The sequence below is a fragment of the Micromonospora sp. LHW51205 genome (genome assembly GCF_003315815.1).
GTDB lineage: Bacteria > Actinomycetota > Actinomycetes > Mycobacteriales > Micromonosporaceae > Micromonospora > Micromonospora chalcea.
In genome coordinates this window covers 330,652-350,355 of the sequence record NZ_QMEZ01000002.1, presented here as the reverse complement: position 1 = coordinate 350,355, position 19,704 = coordinate 330,652, and the positions used below count along the sequence as shown (strand labels likewise).

At 71.2% G+C, this 19,704-nt stretch carries 20 protein-coding genes, 1 tRNA gene and 1 pseudogene; 12 read left to right on the top strand and 10 right to left on the bottom strand.

The window, feature by feature from the left end:
• Nucleotides 1–48: 48 nt before the first annotated feature.
• Nucleotides 49–1,044, bottom strand: coding sequence for an LLM class flavin-dependent oxidoreductase (locus tag DQE82_RS09510; protein WP_199495975.1), 996 nt, complete (start codon nt 1,042–1,044; stop codon nt 49–51).
• Nucleotides 1,045–1,105: 61 nt separating this feature from the next.
• Nucleotides 1,106–1,585 carry an Lrp/AsnC family transcriptional regulator gene (locus DQE82_RS09505; RefSeq protein ID WP_030503801.1) on the bottom strand — a complete coding sequence of 160 codons (480 nt, stop codon included), beginning with the start codon at nt 1,583–1,585 and terminating at the stop codon, nt 1,106–1,108.
• An 83-nt stretch (nt 1,586–1,668) separates the two neighbouring features.
• On the opposite strand from DQE82_RS09505, the gene DQE82_RS09500 reads away from it, so the two are divergent.
• Nucleotides 1,669–2,844, top strand: coding sequence for a PLP-dependent aspartate aminotransferase family protein (locus DQE82_RS09500; protein ID WP_113972503.1), 1,176 nt, complete (start codon nt 1,669–1,671; stop codon nt 2,842–2,844).
• Between the two features lie 36 nt (nt 2,845–2,880).
• Here the strand turns inward: DQE82_RS09500 and DQE82_RS09495 are convergent, their stop codons facing one another.
• Both DQE82_RS09495 and DQE82_RS09490 read right to left on the bottom strand, forming a co-directional pair.
• Nucleotides 2,881–3,630 (bottom strand): helix-turn-helix domain-containing protein, encoded by a 750-nt coding sequence (locus DQE82_RS09495; RefSeq protein ID WP_069089064.1) that lies wholly within the window; start codon nt 3,628–3,630, stop codon nt 2,881–2,883.
• A gap of 35 nt (nt 3,631–3,665) precedes the next feature.
• Nucleotides 3,666–3,739 (bottom strand) — tRNA-Leu (locus tag DQE82_RS09490).
• Between the two features lie 104 nt (nt 3,740–3,843).
• Here DQE82_RS09490 and DQE82_RS09485 point away from each other — a divergent pair.
• The 11 genes from DQE82_RS09485 (at nt 3,844) to polA (ending at nt 16,356) form a co-directional block, all read left to right on the top strand.
• On the top strand, nt 3,844–4,464 hold the full coding sequence (locus tag DQE82_RS09485; protein ID WP_043331122.1) for an ANTAR domain-containing response regulator: 621 nt from the start codon (nt 3,844–3,846) through the stop codon (nt 4,462–4,464).
• Nucleotides 4,465–4,500: 36 nt separating this feature from the next.
• Nucleotides 4,501–5,724: a hypothetical protein gene (locus tag DQE82_RS09480; protein WP_113972502.1), complete on the top strand. Its 1,224-nt coding sequence runs from the start codon at nt 4,501–4,503 to the stop codon at nt 5,722–5,724.
• Between the two features lie 257 nt (nt 5,725–5,981).
• The gene (locus DQE82_RS09475) at nt 5,982–7,142 is read left to right on the top strand and encodes a branched-chain amino acid ABC transporter substrate-binding protein (RefSeq protein WP_047893880.1); all 1,161 of its coding nucleotides are present in this window, start codon (nt 5,982–5,984) and stop codon (nt 7,140–7,142) included.
• Between the two features lie 105 nt (nt 7,143–7,247).
• Nucleotides 7,248–8,198: a branched-chain amino acid ABC transporter permease gene (locus tag DQE82_RS09470; protein ID WP_043329571.1), complete on the top strand. Its 951-nt coding sequence runs from the start codon at nt 7,248–7,250 to the stop codon at nt 8,196–8,198.
• Nucleotides 8,195–9,334: a branched-chain amino acid ABC transporter permease gene (locus tag DQE82_RS09465; protein ID WP_030503807.1), complete on the top strand. Its 1,140-nt coding sequence runs from the start codon at nt 8,195–8,197 to the stop codon at nt 9,332–9,334. The genes DQE82_RS09470 and DQE82_RS09465 overlap by 4 nt, the downstream gene beginning before the upstream one ends.
• On the top strand, nt 9,327–10,172 hold the full coding sequence (locus tag DQE82_RS09460) for an ABC transporter ATP-binding protein (RefSeq protein ID WP_030503808.1): 846 nt from the start codon (nt 9,327–9,329) through the stop codon (nt 10,170–10,172). The genes DQE82_RS09465 and DQE82_RS09460 overlap by 8 nt, the downstream gene beginning before the upstream one ends.
• The gene (locus tag DQE82_RS09455) at nt 10,162–10,872 is read left to right on the top strand and encodes an ABC transporter ATP-binding protein (protein WP_043329572.1); all 711 of its coding nucleotides are present in this window, start codon (nt 10,162–10,164) and stop codon (nt 10,870–10,872) included. Before DQE82_RS09460 ends, DQE82_RS09455 begins: the two co-directional genes overlap by 11 nt.
• Before the next feature lie 32 nt (nt 10,873–10,904).
• On the top strand, nt 10,905–11,816 hold the full coding sequence (locus DQE82_RS09450; protein ID WP_043329573.1) for an ABC transporter substrate-binding protein: 912 nt from the start codon (nt 10,905–10,907) through the stop codon (nt 11,814–11,816).
• A 2-nt stretch (nt 11,817–11,818) separates the two neighbouring features.
• Nucleotides 11,819–12,790, top strand: coding sequence for an amino acid ABC transporter permease (locus tag DQE82_RS09445; RefSeq protein ID WP_043329574.1), 972 nt, complete (start codon nt 11,819–11,821; stop codon nt 12,788–12,790).
• A gap of 5 nt (nt 12,791–12,795) precedes the next feature.
• Nucleotides 12,796–13,584, top strand: a complete 789-nt coding sequence (locus DQE82_RS09440) for an amino acid ABC transporter ATP-binding protein (protein WP_282596598.1) — start codon at nt 12,796–12,798, stop codon at nt 13,582–13,584.
• A 72-nt stretch (nt 13,585–13,656) separates the two neighbouring features.
• Nucleotides 13,657–16,356, top strand: a complete 2,700-nt coding sequence (gene polA, locus DQE82_RS09435) for a DNA polymerase I (protein WP_113972501.1) — start codon at nt 13,657–13,659, stop codon at nt 16,354–16,356.
• Between the two features lie 94 nt (nt 16,357–16,450).
• On the opposite strand, the gene DQE82_RS09430 is transcribed toward polA, so the two are convergent.
• The 6 genes and pseudogenes from DQE82_RS09430 to DQE82_RS09405 all read right to left on the bottom strand — a co-directional run bounded on the left by DQE82_RS09430 (nt 16,451) and on the right by DQE82_RS09405 (nt 19,697).
• Nucleotides 16,451–16,837, bottom strand: a complete 387-nt coding sequence (locus DQE82_RS09430; RefSeq protein ID WP_233514626.1) for a MerR family transcriptional regulator — start codon at nt 16,835–16,837, stop codon at nt 16,451–16,453.
• Between the two features lie 16 nt (nt 16,838–16,853).
• Nucleotides 16,854–17,603: an SDR family NAD(P)-dependent oxidoreductase gene (locus DQE82_RS09425; protein WP_113972499.1), complete on the bottom strand. Its 750-nt coding sequence runs from the start codon at nt 17,601–17,603 to the stop codon at nt 16,854–16,856.
• Nucleotides 17,604–17,643: 40 nt separating this feature from the next.
• The gene (locus tag DQE82_RS09420) at nt 17,644–18,510 is read right to left on the bottom strand and encodes a CPBP family intramembrane glutamic endopeptidase (protein ID WP_113972498.1); all 867 of its coding nucleotides are present in this window, start codon (nt 18,508–18,510) and stop codon (nt 17,644–17,646) included.
• Nucleotides 18,511–18,554: 44 nt separating this feature from the next.
• Nucleotides 18,555–18,899 (bottom strand): annotated as a pseudogene (locus DQE82_RS09415) (DUF3140 domain-containing protein); the annotation flags it as partial.
• Nucleotides 18,886–19,104, bottom strand: coding sequence for a DUF2945 domain-containing protein (locus tag DQE82_RS09410; RefSeq protein WP_043329581.1), 219 nt, complete (start codon nt 19,102–19,104; stop codon nt 18,886–18,888). The gene DQE82_RS09410 and the pseudogene DQE82_RS09415, both read right to left, overlap by 14 nt.
• Before the next feature lie 41 nt (nt 19,105–19,145).
• On the bottom strand, nt 19,146–19,697 hold the full coding sequence (locus DQE82_RS09405) for a Uma2 family endonuclease (RefSeq protein ID WP_069089070.1): 552 nt from the start codon (nt 19,695–19,697) through the stop codon (nt 19,146–19,148).
• Nucleotides 19,698–19,704 lie beyond the last annotated feature (7 nt).

Genomic DNA, 19,704 nt, shown 5'->3' with positions numbered 1-19,704 from the left:
TATGCGTCCCGCGCGACGCTGCGGTGACGTGGCTATGAAGAGCGTGTTTCAGCCCTCCCGGCGCAGCCCGCCCGCCACCTTCTCGGCGATCAGCTCGAACGAGCGGATCCGGTCCGCCACGTCGTACACCATCGTGGTGAGCATCAGCTCGTCCGCGCCGGTGCGCTCCAGCAGCTCCCCGAGCTGCCGGGCCACCGTCTCCGGCGAGCCGGTCGCCTGGCCGTCGCGGCGCTGGGCGACGAACTCCCGCTCGAACTCCGAGTACGGGTACGCCGCCGCCTCCTCCGGCGTGACCAGCGGCTCCGGGCGCCCCGAGCGCAGCTTCAGGAACGACAGCCCGGCCGGCCCGGCCAGCCACTCGGCCCGCTCGTCGGTCTCCGCGCAGACCGCGTTGACCGCCACCATCGCGTACGGCCGGTCCAGCCACTGCGACGGCCGGAAGTTCTGCCGGTAGAGCTGCAACGCCGGGATCGTGTTCTGCGAGCTGAAGTGGTGCGCGAACGAGAACGGCAGCCCGAGCAGGCCGGCCAGCTGCGCGCTGAACCCGCTGGACCCGAGCAGCCACACCTGCGGCGACTGGCCGCGGCCCGGCGTCGCGGTGATCGGGCCCGGCTCGGCGCCGGAGAAGTAGTTCATCAGGTCGGCCAGCTCACGCGGGAAGTGCTCCGCGGACAGGCCCTCCATGGTGCGTCGCAGCGCCAGCGCGGTCACCTGGTCGGTGCCGGGCGCCCGGCCGATGCCCAGGTCGATCCGGCCCGGGTGCAGCGCCTCCAGGGTGCCGAACTGCTCGGCCACCACCAGCGGCGCGTGGTTGGGCAGCATCACCCCGCCCGAGCCGAGCCGGATGGTGCTGGTGTTCGCCGCCAGGTGCGCGAGCAGCACCGCCGGCGCGGAACTGGCGATGGCGGGCATGTTGTGGTGCTCGGCCACCCAGAACCGGCGGTAGCCCAGCTCCTCGGTGCGGCGGGCCAGCTCCGTGGTGTACCGCAGCGCCTCACCGGCGTTGCCGGTCGCCGCCACCGGGGCAAGATCAAGAACAGACATGGGTACGTCGATCACAGCGTGGTGCAACAGGCCACGTGCCGGAATTGTTCCGCCGGGTGCGCTACCCCATACCCCGGGCCTGCTCGAAGATCAGGCTGGTCTGGGTGTGCTGCACCGCCGGATCGACTGCGAGATGATCGAGGACGAAGTCCCGCAGCGCGTCACCGGAGGCGGCCCGCACGTGCAGCACGTAGTCCTCCGCGCCGGCCACGTGGAACACCGACACCACCCCTGGTAGCCGCACCGACCGGGCCCGGAACGCGTCCACAGCGGCCCGCTCGTGCGCGGTCAGCCGCACCGACACCAGCGCCTGCAACGGCAGCCCCACCGCCGCCGGGTCCACCTCGGCGTGGAACCCGCGGATCGCCCCGCACTCGCGCAGCGCCCGGGTACGCGTCAGGCACGTCGACGGCGCCACCCCGACCCGCTCGGCCAGCGCGTTGTTCGGCAGCCGGCCGTCGGCCGCCAGCTCGGTGAGGATCGCGCGGTCGACGTCGTCCAGGCCGGCGAACGGCCGTACATCATTCGGTGCGGCAGGCATGTGACCATCCTTCACCGAATCACCGCTGGGCGAAAGCGTGATTGCCAGAATCTTCTTCGCTGCTATTGCCTCTAGCCATCGTCATGTTCGACGCTTCCGGCATGACTTCCGTGGACACCGCAGCCGTACACGCCGGGCGCGCCGACCTCGCCGGGCTCGGCGTCCACGTCCCGCCGATCGACCTGTCCACCACCAACCCGCTGCCCTCGGTGGCCGGCGGCGGTGACGACTACGAGACGCTCGCCACCGGTGGCACCCTCCCGGCCGGCGGCAGCGCCGTCTACCAGCGCCTCTGGAACCCCACGGTGGCCCGGTTCGAGACCGCGCTCGCCCAGCTCGAAGGCACCGCCGAGGCCGTCGCCTTCGCCAGCGGCATGGCCGCGCTCACCGCCGCCCTGCTCGCCGCCACCCGCGACGGCAACCGCCACATCGTCGCAGTCCGCCCCCTCTACGGCGGCACCGACCACGTCCTCGCCACCGGCCTGCTCGGCACCGAGGTCACCTGGGCCACCCCCGCCGACGTGGCCGCCGCGATCCGCCCCGACACCGCCCTGGTCGTGGTCGAGACCCCCGCGAACCCCAGCCTCGACCTGGTCGACATCGCCGCACTCGCCGACGCCGCCGGTGACGTCCCGCTGCTCGTCGACAACACCGTCGCCACCCCGGTGCTCCAGCAGCCCGCCCGCCACGGCGCCGCGCTCGTGCTGCACAGCGCCACCAAGAGCATCGGCGGCCACGGCGACGTCCTCGCCGGCGTGATCGCCTGCGCCCCCGAGTGGGCCGCCCGGCTGCGCCAGGTGCGCGCCGTCACCGGTGCCGTCCTGCACCCGCTCGGCGCGTACCTGCTGCACCGCGGCATCCAGACCCTTCCGCTGCGCGTCCGCGCCCAGCAGGCCGGCGCCGAGAAGCTCGCCGCCTGGCTCGCCGGTCACCCCGCCGTCGAGCGCGTCCACCACCCGTCGCTGCACGACCCGGCCGGGCTGGTCGGCCGGCAGATGTCCGGCACCGGCAGCCTGCTCGCCTTCGAGGTACGCGGTGGCGCGCCCGCCGCGGCCGAGGTCGCCGGCGCCTGCGAGCTGATCACGCACGCGGTGTCGCTCGGCGGCGTCGACACGCTGATCCAGCACCCAGCCTCGCTCACCCACCGGCCGGTCGAGGGTGACGCGAAGCCCTGCGGCGGGCTGCTGCGCGTCTCGGTCGGCCTGGAGGACCCGGAGGACCTGCGGGCGGATCTCGCGCAGGCACTGTCGCGGATCTGACGCCCGCCGGCCGGCCGGGTCGGCGGCGCGGGCCGGTCACGACTTCGGGCCGACGTGCTGGTCGAGGGCGGCGACCGCCTCCCGGCGGGCCACCGACAGGGAGTTGGGGCGGTTCATCCGCCAGGCGATGCCGAGCCGGTCGAGGGCCTGCTGGCACAGGCCCATGATGTCGGCCGACTCGTTGTGGAACATGTAACGGGGATAGACGTACTCCTTTTCCCGGACGACGACGCGGTTGGCGAAGCGGCACCCGTCGGAGTGGAAGAGGCCGCGCAGGAAGTCGCCCGCCTGAGCCTCGACGATGGGGCGCTGCCAGTCCGCCAGGACGATCGGGCGTTGGTGCTTCTTGCCGGGTCCGTGCTGTGGGAACAGGCACGGCCAGTGCTTGCCGTAGCTCTGCACGCTGACGCAGCCCGGATGTTGGACGCGCTGGACCTTCGCCGCCAGGACCCGCCGCATGGCGTCGTCGCAAGCCTCGATCAGCCCGGGCCAACTGTCACTGCAGGAGATCCGGAGCACCGGCACCCGTGCCCTGGTCACGAGATGCCCGTCGCCCAGGTAGAGCCCGAGGAGATAGGCATAGGCCGCCGGATCTGTCGGAACGCGGACACCCTCGCGGCAGCGGAAACACCGCAGCGCGGTGCCGTGCTCCCTCGACTCCGGCCGATCCCTGCACCAGTGCCAGACGGTGCGGTAGTTGAGGCCCACTGCGCGGGCCGCCTCCGCGACGGTGGCCCCGGACAGGAAGGCCTGACGTGCTCGCGCGCGTATCTCGGGTGGATGCACGCGGACATCTTCGAACGCGCGTACGACGGTTTCGGTGTCCCCGGTGGGATTCGAACCCACACTGTCGGAGGTTTGAGCTCCGTTTCTCTACCGGTTGGAATACGGGGACAGGCTCGCGCGACGCTCTCGCGTCGTGCCATAGGTTACCTACTACGCTAGGGGCGGCGACACCCGGCAGGGCGGGTGTCGGGCTCGAACCGGTGGGAGTGGCTCGTGGGCGAGATGCAGGCGGACGCCGAGCGCAAGCGCGTTCTGATCGCCGAGGACGAGGCGCTCATCCGGCTGGACCTGGCCGAGATGCTCGTCGAAGAGGGCTACGAGGTGGTCGGCGAGGCCGGCGACGGCGAGACCGCCGTCAAGCTCGCCGAGCAGCTCAAGCCCGACCTGGTCATCCTCGACATCAAGATGCCGATCATGGACGGGCTGGCCGCCGCCGAGCGGATCGCCGGCGCGCGCATCGCCCCGGTGATCATCCTGACCGCGTTCAGCCAGCGTGACCTGGTGGAGCGGGCGCGGGCGGCCGGCGCGATGGCGTACCTGGTCAAGCCGTTCCAGAAGAGCGACCTGGTGCCGGCGGTCGAGATCGCGCTGTCCCGCTACTCGGAGATCGCCGCGCTGGAGTCGGAGGTCGCCGGCCTCACCGACCGGCTGGAGATCCGCAAGACCGTGGAGCGCGCCAAGGGCGCGCTGATGACCACGTACGGCATGACCGAGCCGCAGGCGTTCAAGTGGATCCAGCGCACCGCGATGGACCACCGGATGACCATGAAGGAGGTCGCCGAGCGGATCCTCGCCGAGACCGCCGGCGGCGAGGTGGAGCAGCCGGCTTCCTGACCTGCCGGAAGGTGCCCGATCGATAGGATCGGGTCCATGCCTTCCGTGCGCGTCCGGCCGGCGCTCGCCGCCGTGACCGCTGCCGCGTCGCTCGTGGCGGCCTGTCACGCCACCCCGCGGCCGCTGCCCGTGCCGGCGCCGGTGCGCCCGGAGTGGCGGGCCGTGGAGCTGGCCCTTCCCGACAGTGCCGCAGGCCGCCCGGTGCCCCGGGACGCGGCGCGCTGTGCCGGCCGCTGGTACGTGGTGGGCGGGCTGGTCGACGCGGCGGGGGAGACCCGGCCGGCGGTGTGGTCCTCATCGGACGGCGTGACCTGGTCGCCGATTCCGGTGCGCGCGCAGACGTTCTACGGCCGTCAGCACGTGCTCTACGCGGTCGCGTGCCGCGACGACGGGATGGCGGCGCTGGGCGCGAAGACCGGTGGTGTGCACGGCAATCCGCGTACCGGGACGTGGGTCTGGCGTCCGGGTGGGCCGGTGCGGGAGGTGCCGGCGGCGTTCGAGTTGTTCGGTGGCCCGCGCGCGGTGAGCGCGTCGCGGCTGGCGGCCGGGCCGGGCGGGTGGCTGGTCGCCGGGTCGCGCGCGGACGGCGCGTCGGTGTGGTCGTCGCCGGACGCCGAGGGTTTCGTCCTGCGTGAGGGCGTGGCGGAGCTGGCCGGCGACGGCCGGGGCCGGACGGCGGCGTACGACGTGGCGGCGGTGGGCTCCTCGGGTTGGCTGGTGGTGGGGTCGTTGCTGCCGCCCGGCGGTACGGCCCGGGTGCCGCTCGCGTGGTCCTCGGCCGACGGCCGGGTGTGGCGGCGCGCGGCGTTGCCGGTGCCGGCGGGCGCCGCCGGGGCGGCGGAGCGGGTGGTGCCGGCCGACGGCGGGCCGGTGGTCCTCGGGCCGGTGGGTGACCGGTTCGCGGTGTGGCGCGGGTGCGACGACTGCGGCTCGCCGTCGGCCGGTTCGGCGGGTGCGGTGCAGGGGTGGCGGCGGGTCGGCGGGTTCGGTACGGCGGGTCCCGGGGTGTCGTCGGTGGACGCGCTCGCGGCGGCGGGTCGGCGGCTCGTCGCGGTGACCGGTGACGGGGCTCAGCGACGGCTCTGGATGTCGCGTGACGGCGGCGCCTCGTGGCTTCCGGTGATCACTCCGGTGCCGGTGCCGGACGGTGGCGACGCGGCGCTGGCGGTGGCCGTCGGCGACGACGGGCTGTTCGTGGTCGCCGACGACGGGAAAACGTCCCGTGCCTGGTGGGGGGCGTTGCCGGCCATCGATCGGTAGCGGGTGATCGCCGATGAGCCCGTTACCGAGGAATAGTTGGTGAAAGCCTTTCCCCGCCTACGGTTCTTACGGCGATCGGCTTGAATCCGCCACCGCGTGTAACGGTTCGGTCAACCCCGCTTTCCAGGTCTTACGCCACCGCTTCCGGTGGGATAACGTCCCGGCCCAGACCGGCGACGACGGTCTTGGTTCGTCCACCCCGCAAGGGCCAATCAGCGGCGGGTGGTTCGGATCATGGACGGAGGAGGGTTCGGGCCTTGAGGCAGAAGCTCGCACGCGTGATCGGCGGGGTCGCCATGCTGGCGCTCGTCGCCGGTGGCACCGCTTGTTCCAGCGGCAGCGACGATGAGGGTTCCGGGGGCAGCGCCTGCGGGAGCAAGATCGCTTTCTTCGGCGCGCTGACCGGTAGCTCGGCCGCGCTGGGCATCAACGAGAAGAACGGCGTCAAGCTGGCCGTCGACAAGTACAACAAGGAGAACCCGGACTGCAAGGTGGAGCTCGCCGAGCTCGACTCGCAGGGCAGCCCGGACCAGGCGCCGCAGCTGGCCCAGAAGGCGATCGACGACACCAAGATCCTGGGTGTCGTGGGTCCGGCCTACTCGGGCGAGTCCGAGGCCGCCGGCCCGCTGTTCAACGAGGCCGGTCTGGTCACCATCACCCCCTCCGCGACCCGTCCCAGCCTCGCCGAGCAGGGCTGGAAGACGTTCTTCCGGGCGGTCGGCAACGACCTGAGCCAGGGCCCCGCCGCCGGTAACTACATCAAGAACGTGATGAAGGCCGACCGGGTCTATGTCATCGACGACCAGTCCGCGTACGGCGCCGGCCTGGCCGACGAGGTCAAGAAGGTTCTCGGCGCCTCGGTCGTGGGCAGCGACAAGGTCCAGGGCGAGGGCAAGCAGGTCGAGTTCTCCGGCGTGGTCACCAAGGTCAAGGCCGCCAACGTCAAGGCGGTCTTCTACGGCGGCTACTACCAGGAGGCCGGCCTGATCCGTAAGCAGCTCACCGCTGCCGGGGTCACCGCTCCGCTGGTCGCCGGTGACGGCGTGAACGACGGCGCGTACATCACCTCCGCCGGTGCTGCCGCCGCCGAGGGCACCATCCTCACCTGCCCCTGCGCTCCGTCCACCGAGGCGCGCGGCACCTTCGCCGCCGACTTCAAGGCGCTCAACGGCACCGACCCGGGCACCTACAGCGACACCGCCTACGACGCGGCGAACATCCTGCTGGCGGGCATCAAGGCCGGCAAGAGCAGCCGTGCCGACCTGCTGGAGTTCGTGAAGGGCTACAGCGGCGAGGGCGTTGCCGCCAGCTACAAGTTCGTCGAGGGCGGCGAGCTCGACCCGGCGCAGGTCAAGGTCTGGGCGTTCAAGGTGCAGGGCGGCAAGGTCGTCCCGGACCAGGAGATCCCCAAGTCCTGATCGTTCGATCGCTGGACTGGCGATTGAGTAGTGATCGCGGGTGCGGCCGGGAGCTGGCTCCCGGCCGCACCCTCTTTTTCTCTTGAGCGACGGAGCGTCCCTCCCTTGGACTTCGACGGATTGTTCTCCAACTTCGGGGAACTCACCACGACCGGCTTGACGCAGGGCGCCATCTACGCCCTGGTCGCGCTCGGCTACACGCTTGTGTACGGCGTGCTCAGGCTCATCAACTTCGCCCACTCCGAGGTCTTCATCGCCGGCGCGTTCGCCGCGATCTGGACCTGGAACGGATTCGGACTCGACCAGAACTCGCAGGTCAGCGGCCTCGGCTCGATCCTGTTCTACCTGCTGGTGGCGATGATCGTGGCGGCCATCGCCTCGGCGGGCACCGCGACGGTGATCGAACGGGTGGCGTACCGGCCGCTGCGCAAGCGCAACGCGCCGCCGCTGGCGTTCCTCATCACCGCCATCGGCGCCTCGATCGCCATCTCCGAGGCGTTCGGCGTCTACACCCGGCGTCGGCCGGAGGGCGCGCCGATCCTGGTCAGCTCGGAGCCGCTGTTCCACATCGCCGGGGTGCCGATCGACGCGGTGCAGCTGCTCACGATCGGCTCCGCGCTGGTGATGATGTTCGCGCTGGACCAGTTCATCAACCGCAGCCGTACCGGCCGCGGCATCCGGGCGGTGGCCCAGGACGCCAACACGGCGGCGCTGATGGGCGTCAACAAGGACCGCATCATCCTGATGGTCTTCATCGCCGGTGGCACCATGGCCGGCGTCGCGGGCCTGCTCTACGACGTGCGGATCCAGACGCTCACCTACAGCGTCGGCTTCCTGCTGGGCCTCAAGGCGTTCACCGCCGCGGTGCTCGGCGGTATCGGCAACCTGCGCGGCGCGCTCGTCGGCGGGTTGCTGCTCGGCGTCGTGGAGAACTACGCCGCGGGCCTGTTCGGCAGTCAGTGGAAGGACTTCGCCGCGTTCGCGGTGCTGGTCGTGCTGCTGATGTTCCGGCCGACCGGTCTGCTCGGCGAATCACTGGGGAGGGCACGCGCATGACGACCACCATCGACCCGCCGGAGCGGCGGGAGACGGCGGCGGACAAGCTGCGGCAGGGCCGGCACGCGATCTCGGAGCGCTGGCACCACGCGCCGCGCTGGGTGCGCTGGGTGCTGCTGGTCGCGGTCATCGCGTTCTTCTACGCGCTGCCGAACAAGGAGTTCTACCAGTACCTCGGGCCGATCCCGACCCCGGGAGCGAACTTCACCCAGGTGATGTTCACGGTCTCGATCTACGTGCTGCTGGCGGTCGGCCTCAACATCGTGGTCGGCTTCGCCGGTCTGCTCGACCTCGGCTACTTCGGCTTCTTCGCCGTCGGCGCGTACACGGTGGCGGTGCTGACCTCGCCGAGCAGTGACCTCAAGACGCTGTGGCCGTGGCTGGCGGTGGTGCCGATCGCGATCGGCCTGACCATGGTCTCCGGCGTCATGCTCGGCACGCCGACGCTGCGTCTGCGCGGCGACTACCTGGCGCTGGTGACGCTCGGCTTCGCCGAGATGATCCGGATCGCTGCGGTCAGCTCCGAGTTCCTCAAGGGACAGCGCGGCTTCAACCAGATTCCGCACCCGCCCGGCCAGTACGCCGACGGCCGGCCGTGGTTCGGCGTGCTCGACGCCCGCCCGTACTACTGGCTGGTGCTCACGCTGATCATCCTGGTGGTGATCGGGGTGCGGAACCTGACCCACAGCCGGGTCGGCCGGGCCTGGATCTCGATCCGTGAGGACGAGGACGCGGCCCAGCTCATGGGTGTGCCGACGTTCAAGTTCAAGCTGTGGGCGTTCGCCTCCGGCGCGGCCATCGCCGGTCTGGCCGGCGCGTTGTTCGCCGGTAAGCAGAACTTCGTCAACTCGCAGAACTTCGAGCTGCTCAACTCGATCATCATCCTGGCCGCCGTCATCTTCGGCGGCTCGGGCAACATCGTCGGCGCGATCGTCGGCGGCGGCCTGGTCGCGTACATGATCGAGCGGTTCCGCGGCATCGAGCTGTTCGGCATCGAGCTGTACGAGTACCGGTTCCTCTTCTTCGGTCTGGTGCTCGTGGTGATGATGATCTTCCGGCCGCAGGGCCTGATCCCGAACCGGCGACGAGCGGCGGAGTTCAAGGACCGCCGCAAGGAGGTGATCGTCGGTGAGTGACACCGAGCAGACCCCGGCAGTTCCGGCCCAGGCGGCGGCCCCCGCCGTCGAGACGGTCGACAAGCGGGAGCCGTTGCTGGAGGTCGACCACGTCACGCTGCGCTTCGGCGGTGTGGTGGCCCTCAACGACGTGGACTTCACCCTCTACAAGGGGGAGATCCTCGGCCTGATCGGACCGAACGGCGCCGGCAAGACCACCTGCTTCAACGCGATGACCGGTATCTACCAGCCCACCGAGGGGCAGATCCGGTTCCTGGGCCAGAAGATCAGTGGCAAGAAGCGCCACCAGATCACCCGGATGGGCATGGCCCGTACGTTCCAGAACATCCGTCTCTTCCCGGAGATGACCGCGCTGGAGAACGTCCAGGTCGGCGCGGACGCGCACCACAAGACCAGCGTGATCGCCGCCCTGCTGCGCCTGCCGCGGCACTGGAAGGAGGAGCGCGAGGGCCGGGAGAAGGCCGAGCGCCTGCTGGAGTTCGTCGGCATCAGCAACCGGATGCACGAGTTCGCCCGCAACCTGTCCTACGGCGAGCAGCGCCGGCTGGAGATCGCCCGCGCGCTGGCCACCGACCCGAAGCTGCTCTGCCTGGACGAGCCGGCCGCCGGCTTCAACCCGGCGGAGAAGGAGGAGCTGCTGCAGCTCATCCGGCAGATCCGGGACCAGGGCGTGACGGTGCTGCTGATCGAGCACGACATGCGCCTGGTGATGGGCGTGACCGACCGGATCGTGGTCCTGGAGTTCGGAAAGAAGATCGCCGAAGGGCTGCCCGCCGAGGTGCGGGACAACCCGAAGGTGGTCGCGGCATACCTGGGGGTGCCGGACGATGCTGCTTGAGATCGAGGACGTGAGCCTGCTCTACGGGCGGATCCAGGCGCTGCACGGCATCAGCCTGACCGTGGACGAGGGGGAGATCGTCGCGCTGATCGGCGCGAACGGCGCCGGCAAGTCCACCACCATGCGGGCGATCTCCGGCATCCGGCCGGTCGCCTCCGGCACGATCAAGTTCGCCGGTGAGGACATCACCAAGCTCCGCGCCGACCTGCGGGTCCGCCGCGGGCTGTGCCAGGCGCCCGAGGGCCGGGGCATCTTCCCCGGCATGACGGTGCTGGAGAACCTCGACATGGGCGCGTACACCCGGCGCGACAAGGCCGGCATCGCGCAGGACCTGGCCCGGGTGCTGGACCTGTTCCCGCGGCTGGCCGAGCGGCGCAAGCAGGCCGGCGGCACGCTCTCCGGCGGTGAGCAGCAGATGCTCGCGGTCGGCCGGGCGCTGATGAGCCGGCCGAAGCTGCTGCTGCTCGACGAGCCGTCGATGGGTCTCGCGCCGATGCTGATCCAGCAGATCTTCACGATCATCACGGAGATCAACCAGCAGGGCACCACGATCCTGCTGGTGGAGCAGAACGCCCAGCAGGCGCTGGCGCGCGCCCACCGGGCGTACGTGCTGGAGACCGGCCGGATCGTCAAGAGCGGCACCGGCGCGGACCTGCTGCACGACCCCTCGGTCAAAGAGGCCTACCTCGGCGTGGCCTGACCGACCGACCCCTCGCAATAAGGAGTACAGCCATGTTCCACCCCAACCCCGGACGGCGGGCGGCGCTCGGCGTCGCCGGTGCGGCCGTCCTGCTGCTCTCCCTCGCCGCGTGCGGCGAGAAGGAGAACTCGGCCGAGCCGGGCGACGGCCCGTCGGTGTCCGCCACGGCCGACTCCAACCTGGCCGCGAAGGTGCCGGACGCCATCAAGGCCGACGGCGTGATCAAGGTCGGCACCGACTCGACGTACGCCCCGGCCGAGTTCCTGGACCAGGACGGCAAGACCGTGGTCGGCTTCGACGTCGAGCTGTTCAACGCGGTGGCGCAGAAGCTCGGTCTCAGGGCCGAGTACGAGTCGGCGCCGTTCGACGCGATCCTGCCCGGTGTGGGTTCGGGCAAGTACGAGGTCGGCGTCTCGTCGTTCACCATCAACGCCGACCGTCTGAAGACGGTCAACATGGTGAGCTACTACTCGGCGGGCACCCAGTGGGCGACCAAGAAGGGCAACCCGGCCGGGGTGGACCCGGAGAACGCCTGCGGCAAGAAGATCGCCGTGCAGGTCGGTACGGTCCAGCTCGACGACATCACCGCCCGGTCGAAGAAGTGCACCGACGCCGGCAAGCCGGCCATCAAGATCGACCAGTACCAGGCGCAGAGCGACGCCACCGCTGCCGTGGGCAGTGGCAAGAACGACGCCATGCTGGCCGACTCCCCGGTCGGCGCGTACGCGGTGAAGCAGAGCAACGGCCAGCTGGAGGTGCTCGGCGACATCTACGAGTCGGCGCCCTACGGCTACGCGGTGAACAAGGAGCAGCAGGCGTTCGCCGAGGTGCTCAAGGAGGCCGTGCAGGCGGTCATCGCCGACGGCAGCTACAAGGCGGCGCTCAGCAAGTGGGGTGTCGAGGGCGGCGCCATCACCAACGCTGAACTGAACCCGTCGGTCTGACCATGTCGGCCGACACATCCGGACGGGCACGGCCAGAACCGATCAAGGCCGTGCCCGTGCGGCACCCCGGGCGCTGGGTCGGCGTGGCGGTCATCGCCGTGCTGGTCGCGATGTTCGTGCACATGCTGGTCACGAACTCCGCGTTCCAGTGGTCGTTCATGGTGGACGAGATGTTCCGTCCGCCGATCATCGAAGGGCTGCGCGGCACCATCCTGCTGCTGATCACGTCGATGGTGATCGGCATCGGCCTGGGCATCGTCATCGCGATCATGCGGCTGTCGCCCAACCCGGTGCTGCGCGGCGTGGCCTGGGTGTACACCTGGTTCTTCCGGGCGGTGCCCCGGCTGGTGCTGGCGATCCTCTTCGGCAACCTCGGCATCCTCTGGTCGCGGCTGGAGTTCGGTCTGCCGTTCGACAGGCAGATCGGCGCCCTGTTCGGGTTGCACGACTTCGAGGCCCGGCTGTTCGGGTTCAGCGCGGTGGACATCCTGACCGGCTTCGTGGCCGGCATGCTGGCGCTGGGCCTTTCCGAGGCCGCGTACATGGCCGAGATCGTCCGGGCCGGCATCCAGTCGGTGGACGAGGGGCAGACCGAGGCGGCTCAGGCGCTGGGCATGAGCCGGGCGCAGATCCTGCGGCGGATCGTGCTGCCGCAGGCGATGCGGGTGATCATTCCGCCGACCGGCAACGAGACCATCGCGATGCTCAAGGACACCTCGCTGGTGGCCTTCGTGCCGGTGTCGATGGAGCTGTTCTTCCAGCTCAAGGCCGTCGGTTCCCGGACCTTCCAGCCCTTCCCGATGTACGTCGCGGCGACGTTGTGGTACCTGCTGCTGACCAGCGTCCTGCTGGTGGGGCAGTACTACCTGGAGCGGCACTACTCCAAGGGGTTCGGGCGCAGCGGGCGGGCCCGGCAGCGGCTGCGGAATCTGACCGCCGAGAGCGGCAGTACCACGAGTGGGACGGCGCAATGACGGACATGACCGCTTCCCCGCAGACGCGGGCCGCCGAGTTGATGGTCCGGGCCGAGCAGGTGCACAAGTCGTTCGGGCCGCTGGAGGTGCTCAAGGGCATCGACCTGGAGGTCCGCTCCGGCGAGGTGTGCTGCCTGCTCGGGCCCTCCGGCTCCGGCAAGTCGACGTTCCTGCGCTGCATCAACCACCTGGAGAAGATCGACGCCGGCCGCATCTGGGTCGACGGTGACCTGATCGGCTACCGGGAGCGCGGCGGCAAGCTGTACGAGATGCGCGACCGGGACGTGGCCGCGCAGCGCCGTGCCATCGGCATGGTGTTCCAGCGGTTCAACCTGTTCCCGCACATGACGGTGCTGCAGAACGTCATGGAGGCGCCGGTGCTGCTGCGCCAGGCCAAGAAGGCGGAGGCCCGGGAGCACGCCGCGCAGTTGCTGGACCGGGTGGGGCTGGGCGACAAGCTCGGCGCGTACCCCGGTCAGCTCTCCGGCGGCCAGCAGCAGCGGGTGGCGATCGCCCGGGCGCTGGCCATGCGGCCGAAGCTGATGCTGTTCGACGAGCCGACCAGCGCGCTCGACCCGGAGCTGGTGGGCGAGGTGCTGGACACGATGAAGGACCTGGCCCGCGACGGCATGACGATGATCGTGGTGACCCACGAGATCGGCTTCGCCCGCGAGGTGGGCGACCACCTCGTGTTCATGGACGGCGGCGTGGTGGTCGAGCAGGGGGACCCGCGCGAGGTGATCTCGGCGCCGAAGCACGAGCGGACCAAGGCGTTCCTGGCCAAGGTTCTCTGACCTCGGCCTCCGGTGCGGCGCGCGCCGCACCGGAGGCCGGAGTTGTCGGGCGTACGGACTAGAGTCGCAGCCGTGACAGCTACGACGCCGCGCCTGCTCCTCGTCGACGGACATTCCCTGGCATACCGGGCGTTCTTCGCCCTGCCTGTGGAGAACTTCTCCACCACCACGGGGCAGCCGACCAACGCCGTCTACGGCTTCACCTCGATGCTGATCAACGTGCTGCGCGACGAGCAGCCGACCCACATCGTCGTGGCGTTCGACGTGTCCCGCCGCTCCTTCCGCACCGAGAAGTACTCCGAGTACAAGGCCGGCCGCAGCGAGACGCCCACCGACTTCAAGGGCCAGGTCAGCCTGGTCAAGGAGGTCCTCGCCGCGCTGCGCGTGCCGGTGGTCGAGAAGGAGGGCTACGAGGCCGACGACGTCATCGCCACGCTCGCCTGGCAGGCCCGCGACCAGGGCATGGACGTGCTGATCACCACCGGCGACCGGGACGCGTTCCAGCTCGTCGGCGAGCGGGTCACGGTGCTCTACCCGCGCAAGGGCGTCTCCGACCTGGCCCGGATGGACCCGGCCGCGGTCGAGGCGAAGTACGGCGTCACCCCTGATCGCTACCGCGACCTGGCCGCGCTGGTCGGCGAGACCAGCGACAACCTGCCCGGCGTGCCCGGCGTCGGCCCGAAGACCGCGGCCAAGTGGATCAACCTGTACGGCGGCGTCGAGGGCGTGGTGGCCCGCGCCGACGAGATCAAGGGCAAGGCCGGCGACAGTCTGCGCGAGCGGCTCGCCGACGTGATCCGCAACTACGAGATCAACTGCCTGGTCTCCGACCTGGAGCTGCCGGTACGCCCCGAGGACGCCCGCTGGCAGGGCTGGGACCGCGAAGCGGTGCACCAGGTCTTCGACACGCTCCAGTTCCGCATCCTGCGCGACCGGCTCTACCAATACCTGGAGGCGGTCGAGCCGGAGGCCGAGGCGGGCTTCGACCTGGACGGCGCGGTGCTCACCGAGCCGGGCGCGCTCGCGGGCTGGCTCGACACGCACGCCCCGGCCGGCACGCCGGTCGGCCTGGCGGTCACGCTCGACACCGGCCCGAACCGCCGCCACACCGCCACCGTGACCGGGATGGCGCTGGCCACCGCCGCCGGCGCGGGCGCCTGGTTCGACCCGAGCCGGCTGGACGCCGGCGACGAGGCCGCGCTGGCCGGCTGGCTGGCCGACGCCGAGCGCCCGAAGGTGCTGCACGACAGCAAGCCGGCGGTGCTGGCGTTCGCCGCGCACGGCTGGGAGCTGGAGGGCATCGCCCGCGACACCCAGATCGCCGCCTACCTGGCCCGCCCCGACCAGCGCTCGTACGACCTGACCGACCTGGCGCTGCGCTACCTGCACCGGGAGCTGCGCGTCGACGCTCCGGAGACCGGTCAGCTCACGCTCGACGGGTTCGGCGACGAGGGCGCGGCCGAGCAGAACCTCATGCTCCAGGCCCGCGCCACGCTCGACCTGGCCGACGCGATCGACGCCGAGCTGTCCCGCGACGGCGAGCAGTCGGCCCGGCTGATGGCCGGCGTCGAGCTGCCGCTGATGCGGGTGCTCGCCGCGATGGAGCGCACCGGCATCGCCGCCGACACCGACTACCTCTCCGAGCTGGAGGCGCACTTCGCCGCCGAGGTGAAGGCCGCCGCCCAGAGCGCGTACGAGGTGGTCGGCCGCGAGTTCAACCTCGGGTCGCCGAAGCAGTTGCAGGAGATCCTCTTCACCGAGCTGGGCCTGCCCAAGACCAAGCGGATCAAGACCGGCTACACCACCGACGCGGACGCGCTCCAGTGGCTCTACGCCCAGACCGAGCACCACCTGCTGCACCACCTGCTGCGCCACCGCGACGTGGCGAAGCTCAAGTCGACTGTCGACGGCCTGCTCAAGTCCGTCTCCGATGACGGCCGGATCCACACCACGTTCAACCAGACGGTGGCGGCGACGGGGCGGCTGTCGTCCACCGAGCCGAACCTGCAGAACATCCCGATCCGCACCGAGGAGGGGCGGCGGATCCGCCGCGCGTTCGTCGTCGGTGAGGGCTACGAGTGCCTGCTCACCGCCGACTACAGCCAGATCGAGATGCGGATCATGGCGCATCTGTCCTCCGACGACGCGCTGATCGAGGCGTTCAACTCCGGGCACGACTTCCACGCGGCCACCGCGTCCTCGGTCTTCACCGTCGAGGTCGCGGACGTCACCGCCGACCAGCGCCGCAAGATCAAGGCGATGAACTACGGCCTGGCGTACGGGCTCAGCGCGTTCGGCCTGTCCCAGCAGCTCGGCATCAGCGCCGAGGAGGCGCGCGGGCTGATGGAGAACTACTTCGCCGGGTTCGGCGGGGTGCGTGACTACCTCCAGGAGGTGGTGGCCCGCGCCCGCCAGGACGGTTACACCTCCACCATCCTGGGCCGCCGCCGCTACCTGCCCGACCTGGTCAGCGACAACCGGCAGCGCCGGGAGATGGCCGAGCGGATGGCGCTCAACGCCCCGATCCAGGGTTCGGCGGCCGACATCATCAAGGTCGCGATGCTGCACGTCGACGGCGCGCTGCGCGAGGCCGGGCTGCGGTCCCGGATGCTGCTGCAGGTGCACGACGAGCTGGTCTTCGAGGTCGCGCCGGGCGAGCGGGAGGCGTTGGAGGCGCTGGTGCGTAAGCAGATGGGCGAGGCGTACCCGCTGTCGGTGCCGCTGGAGGTGTCGGTGGGCGAGGGCCGCGACTGGAACAGCGCCGACCACTGACCCCCGACGCCCCACCCCGTCCGGCCCGCCGGCCTGCGGGTGATCAAGGAGTTTGTGTCCTCCCGGGGCCCGAATCAGGACACGAACTCCTTGATCACTGAAGGGAAGCGGGTGAGGGCGCGGGCGCGGCCGGAGGGGCGGCGGCCTGGAGGGCGGCGGCCAGGCGGTCGCGGACGGCCACCTGGGCCGCGATCCGGGCGTCCAGCACGGCCAGCCGCTCCCGGCCGACCCGCAGCCCGGCCACTGACGGCGGCGCGGACGCCACGTCCCCGTCCAGGCAGGGCAGGAAGACCCGCACGTCGTCGAGCGTCAGCCCGGCGTCGAGCAGGTGACGGATGTTGCGGACCCGGGTGACCACCGCGTCGTCGTACTCGCGGTAGCCGTTCGCGGCCCGGGCCGAGGCGATGAGCCCGTGTTCCTCGTAGTGCCGCAGGGCACGCGGCGTGCAGCCCGTCGCCTTCGCCACCGCGCCGATCCGCACCGCCGTCACCGTCCTCTCACGCGACCACCGCGCCCCCGTCCACCGGCAGCACCACACCGGTGACGAAGCCCGCCTCCGGCTCGCAGAGTCGCCGGATCGCCCAGGCTACGTCCTCCGGGCGGCCGATCCGGCCCGCCGGGGTGTGCGCGAGTTGCCAGTCCCGCACCGCCGCTCGACCTTCGGAGGACAGGCCACTGTGCACGCCGATCGGCGTGTCGATCGCTCCGGGCGCCACCGCCACCACCCGGACGCCGCGCGGCGCGAGTTCCACCGCCCAGCTGCGGGTCAGCGAGTCCAGCGCGGCCTTGCCGGCCGCGTACACCGAACTGCCCGGCCAGGCGCGCAGGCCGACCGACGTGGTGACGTTGACCAGCACACCGCGTGTCGCGGCGAGCGCCTCGACGGCGGCGTGCGCCAGCCGGACGGGCGCGAGGAGGTTCGTCTCCAGTTGCCGCCGGGCGGCGTCCTCGTCCAGATCCGCCAGCGGCCCGCCGCCGGCCACGCCCGCGTTGTTGACCAGGACGTCCAGGCGGCCGTACCGGTCGAGCGCGGCGCTGACGATCCGGCCGGGCCCGTCGGGCGCGGTGACGTCGGCGGTCAGTGGCGTGATGTCCGGCCGGCCGCCGGCGGTCTCCGACAGCGGCGCGGCGCGCCGGCCGACGGCGACGACGGCGTACCCGGCGGTGGCGAGGGTGTGTGCGGTGGCCCGGCCGATGCCGGTGCCCGCACCGGTGACCACGGCGACGCGTGGTGTGCGGCGTTCCATGCCGGCATCGTCCGACCCTGCCGCCTGCGGCAGGGTCAAGTCAGAGGCCGAGCAGGACGGGCATCGCGTTTACCGCGCCGTGCACCACGAGCAGCGGCCACATGCGGCGGTACCGCGACCACAGGTAGCCGAGGAACAGCCCGGCGATCCCCTGGTTCACGATCACCGACGCCAGGTCGACGGCGGGACGGCCGCTGCCCTGGATGGCCACGTGCCAGACCGCCCACACCAGCGACGCGAGCACGATCGCCGGCCAGCGTCCCAGCAGCGACTCCCACCGGGTCTGCAGCCACCGCCGGTAGAAGACCTCCTCCAGCAGCGCGTTCACCGCGAAGGCCACCAGCAGCGTGACGGCCAGCTCGACCGGCGTGACGGTCCGCCCCCAGTCGCTCGCCGGCACGGCCAGCGGCGTCGCGTAGCTGAGTGCCAGCCACACCGCCACCGGCAGCGCCGGACCCCACCGGTGGGCGGCGTCCGCCGGGGCCGGGCCGGGCGACCACCGTGGCGGCCGGCGGCGCGCGGCGAGGAACACCACAAGGGGTACGCCGAGCAGCAGCGCGAGCTTCAACACCGTGTACGCGGGTTCGCCGCCCAGCAGCGGCATGACGGCGGCGAACGCGATCCCGGCCAGCAGCAGCGGCACCGCCTCGCGGTACGGCGCGACCAGGTCCGGCCACCTCGGGTCGGGCGCGGGCGGGATCAGCCGGATCAGCGCGATCCCGGCCAGCGCCGGGATCCAGCGGCTCCACATCGGCACGGTGCCGTCGTGGTCGGCGCTGTACCTGACGCCGGTGTTGCCGGTTGCCACCAGGAAGACTGCCGCGACGGCGATCAGGCCGAGGCCCGCCAGGAGGACCACCCGTCCGGCGCGGGGATGACGGCCGGCGGTCGGGACGTCTGTCGTCATCGCCGGCACGGTACCAACGCGCGGCGAACGACCCGGGCGGCTCAGCCCTTGAGCGGGTCGTGCCCCCAGTTCATCAGCGACCAGCGCCACCTGGTGTCCCGCACGTCCCCGGACGGCCGCTGGGCGAGGTGGCGGTGGACGTACCCGATCACCTTGCGCATGTGCTTGTAGTCGGCGGCGGTCAGGTCGGCGCGTTTGCGGCGCAGCAGGTCGACGATGCGCCGGCCGGAGTCGTGCCCGACCGACTCGCCGCCGGCGGTGCCCTTCTTGTGCCAGCCGACGTGCTTGGACTCCTCGGTCTCCAGCCAGCGGGACAGCTCACCCGGCTTCATGTTCACCGCGTCGGTGAACTCCCGGTACGTCTGCTGCGGGTCCTCAGCGCGACTCATGGCGCAGCACCTCCGGGCGGTGGGCGACGTCGCGGCCCGAGTCGTCGTTGGTGATCCGGTACTGCGGCTGCTCCGGCGAGGCGTTCACGGTGTGCCCGCGGACGTGGGTGCGCTCGGTCAGCTTCTCCTTGACCACCCCGTACGCCCGGCCGCTGTGGCTGGCCCAGGAGACGTGGTCCCCGGCGTGGAACTCCTTCTCGGCCATGCCGCCCGGTTACCCGGAGTGGATACCGAGTAACGGCGTCGTCAGGGCCGGATCTCCGCGATCGGCAGCTTGATCGCGAAGGGCTCGGGCAGCTCGATCACCTCGCTGCTGTCGTCCACCAGCTCGTACTGCCGCTCGCCGCCCGGGCCGATCCGGTCACCGAGGCGGTACGCGTAGAGGTGCACCGGATCCTGCTCGATCCGCCAGTAGAAGGGGATCCCCGCGGCGGCGTACTCGCCCGGCTTGGCGAACCGGTCGACGCGCCGGGTGCCGGGGGAGACGATCTCGACGGCCAGGACGACGTCCGCCGGTCGCAGGAGGGACCTGTCGCTCGGCAGCCCGGCGTGGTGGAGCAGGACGTCCGGTTGCCGGCTGGTGTTGGGGCTGAGCCCGACTCCGACGGCTTGGGACGCCCGCAGGTGAGCCGGTGCGTGCGATCGAAGCCAGAGCCACAGCAGGCTGGAGATTGTCTGGTGGCCCAGGGTGGGGGAGGGTGTCACCTGGAAGACTCCGTCGACGAGTTCGACGCGGGGGGCGTCGTCCGGCAGGGTGAGCAGATCCTCCAGCGTGTAGTCCGCACGCTGCTGCCGCATCGGGTCC